Genomic DNA, 2,948 nt, shown 5'->3' on the forward strand with positions numbered 1-2,948 from the left:
CGGGGGGCGGTAGCCGGTCGTCAGCGATGAGCGGATGCCGGAGTATGACGCGGTGTCGGTGTCGATCGAGAAGGTGGAACCGGGTTCCTCGGCCACGATCTTCACCGGGTTCGGGGCGTCGTTGGACCAGGCCTCGGTATCCGGTTCGGGAAGCAGTGCGATCACCATGTCGGGTGCGACGATTCCCTGGCTTGCGTAACCACTCAGTTGCGGAGCATTGCCGTTCGCCCGTTTCGCCATCGGGGCAAGTTCGGTGCCTGGGGTGGGGGCCGCAAGCGTACCTGCCGTCTCGTCCGCTATGATCGCGGGTGCTTCCATGACGATCACTGGTTCCGTCACCATGACGGGCTCCACAGCGTCCATTGCATCGTCGGAGGCAACCGTGGCAACGTCCCGTTCCTCCTTGGCATCTGCCTGCCGAAGGCGGGTTTCGCCTTCTTTGCCGCCAGCATCTTCAAGAACCGGCAGCTCGGCTTCCGGCAGAACCTGCACTTCCTCAAGGCTCGGCCAGATCATCACGCCGATGCCCAGCGCGGCTATGGAGGCCGTGGCGGCGAGCGCGCCGCGGGTGGTGAGTTTGGTGAACATGTCTCGTACTCCTGTCAGAACACCCGCCCGTTCGGGGCGGTCCTGACTGGGACGCGGCTTGGTCGCGGTTTCTTGGTGGCGGTCGAAATTTTCCATCGCGCGGCGCAGGGTTTCAGCCTTCGCCGGATCGGCGGCGGGAGGGGCGGATTTCAAGCCCGCGCGAAGCTTGTCGAATTCATCGCTCATAACATGCCCTCCGCCCGTGCCATCTCGCGCAGGCGTTTCTTGACCTCGCTCATCCGCCAGGCGACCGTGCCTTCGGAGACGCCCAGCACTTCGGCCGCGTCCTTCTGGCTCAGTTCCTCGCCCAAGGTGAGCGCAACCGTGTCCCTCAGTTCCGGCGTCAGCCGCGCCATTGTAGCGGTCAGCCAGTCATCGGCCTCTTCCGCCTCGGCAATCTCGGCCCGTCGTGCAATCTCCCAATCACCCCAGCCATCCGCCGCCTTCCGGTGTGTCGCCATGCGGCGGCGGCGGTCATGGGCGGCGTTGACCGTAACCCGGTAAAGCCAGGTCGTGAACCTGGCAGCCTGCCGGTAAGTCCCAAGCTTCGCGGGCAGGGCAAGGCAGATATCCTGCGTCAGATCCTCAGCCTCGGCCGGCGATCCGGTCAGGCGGAATGAAAGGCCATGTATGCGGTCGTAATGCCGGTGAAGGAGCACCGCGAAAGCCTCGCGGTCTCCGTTCGCGGCGGCAATCGCCAGGGCCTCATCCGGTGTTTCCATACGCATGACGGAACTATGACGCGCGGGCGGCGTCAATCCTTGGCGTGGTCAAAGATTTTTTCGGAAAAGCTTGGCAGGGAAGATCGGGGAGAGACGAGATGGCCCGCAATTCTTGCCCGGGCGACAGACTGTGGTTAGGGTCGTGCGCGGGGGCGTTCGAAGGTGTGTTGCATGCGGTTTCTTCTGGGTGTCCTCATTCTGATCTCACTGCCGGTCATGGCGCTGGCACAGGAGTTGTTGCGGGCCGATGCCCCGGACTGGGTCGAACTGGCGGAAATCCCCTAGGCCGATCCGGCGCTGATCCGGGCGTCGCGTGATGGCGTATTCTATCCGCTGGTGGACACGCAGATCGCCTGGGAGGGCGAGACGAAACTTAGCTACTTCCGCCTTGTCACCGAGGTCACAGACCGTGCCGGGCTGGAGCGGGCTGCCACCGTGTCGAGCGATTTCGATCCCGCTTTCGAAACCCTGACACTGATCCGGCTGGACGTGCACCGCGACGGCCGGACGATGTCCTATCGTGACGATTTGACAAGCGAGGTCTTCCGCCGCGAAACGCGGCTGGAGGCGGGGATCATCGACGGCACGCTGACGGCGCATCTTCAGGTGCCGGACCTGCGGGTTGGCGATATCGTCGATATGGCGTTCCTGCACAGGAGCGATCCGGTGCTGGACGGCGGCAACCGCGCCGGGGGATCGCGGCTGGAATTCAGCGTGCCGGTCGGGCTGACGCGGCATGTCGCGCACTGGCCCGCCGATTGGCCGTTTCAGGCGGGCGTTCTGCCCGGGCGGGTGGATCACAGCGCCTTGTCCATGGGGGCGACGGTGCGGCACGAATGGCGCCGCGCCGGGCACGTGCCGCCGCCGGACGAAGAGATGACGCCGGTCGAGGCCGAGCGCGACGCCATCCTGCGCTATGGAGCATGGTCCGACTGGACACCGCTCAGCCAGGTGTTGTCGCCCTATTACCTTGCCGACTACGCCCTGCCCCCGCATGGGAGGCGAAGCTAGACGCGATCCGCGCGGATCACGCGGGTGATATCGCCCGCGCCACAGCGGCCTTGCGGCTGGTGCAGGACGAGATCCGCTATGTCGGGATCGAGGTCGGCACGGGGGGCTATTTTGCCCGCCCGCCGCTGACCGTGGCCAGTCAGGGCTTTGGCGACTGCAAGAACAAGGCGCTGCTTTTGCGGGTGATGCTGAACCGGCTGGGGATCGACGCCTATCCGGCGCTGACCGATCTGGATGAGGGCTATGCGCTGGCCGCCGCCCAGCCCGCGATCGGCGCCTTCGATCACATGATCCTGAGGGTCGATATCGACGGGCGGACCTATTGGGTCGATCCGACCGGATCGCATGAGGGCGGCACGCTCGATGTCGCGACGCCGCCGGATTACGGCTATGCCCTTGCCCTGACCGGATCGGGCAAAGATGGGCTGGAAGCCATCGACGTCTCACACGCCCCGTCCTGGCAATGGCAGGCAACCGAACGCTTCACCTTCACTTTTGCGGGCGCGTTCCTGACTGTCTCGACCGAATATCGCGGCGCATCCGCCAATGCCCGGCGCTATGCCTGGGCGACCGAACCGCAGGATGACATCAGCCGGGGATATCTCGACTTCTATGCAAGACGCTATC

General features: G+C 65.0%; 4 protein-coding genes. 2 read left to right on the forward strand and 2 right to left on the reverse strand.

Annotation, left to right across the window (positions count from 1 at the left end; genetic code table 11):
- Positions 1–774 (reverse strand): VWA domain-containing protein (locus tag WBB85_RS04835; RefSeq protein ID WP_432637493.1); only part of this gene is annotated, 774 nt, incomplete at its 3' end.
- Positions 771–1,310, reverse strand: a complete 540-nt coding sequence (locus WBB85_RS04840; RefSeq protein ID WP_432637496.1) for an RNA polymerase sigma factor — start codon at positions 1,308–1,310, stop codon at positions 771–773. The genes WBB85_RS04835 and WBB85_RS04840, both read right to left, overlap by 4 nt.
- 336 nt (positions 1,311–1,646) lie before the next feature.
- On the opposite strand from WBB85_RS04840, the gene WBB85_RS04845 reads away from it, so the two are divergent.
- Together WBB85_RS04845 and WBB85_RS04850 are read left to right on the forward strand one after the other, a co-directional pair.
- Positions 1,647–2,321, forward strand: a complete 675-nt coding sequence (locus WBB85_RS04845) for a DUF3857 domain-containing protein (RefSeq protein ID WP_432637494.1) — start codon at positions 1,647–1,649, stop codon at positions 2,319–2,321.
- Positions 2,234–2,948, forward strand: a 715-nt coding sequence (locus WBB85_RS04850; RefSeq protein ID WP_432637495.1) for a hypothetical protein, incomplete at its 3' end; no start/stop codon positions are given. The genes WBB85_RS04845 and WBB85_RS04850, both read left to right, overlap by 88 nt.

Origin of the sequence: Albidovulum sp., from assembly GCF_049646345.1 — a bacterium.
In the GTDB taxonomy this organism is placed as follows: domain Bacteria; phylum Pseudomonadota; class Alphaproteobacteria; order Rhodobacterales; family Rhodobacteraceae; genus Albidovulum.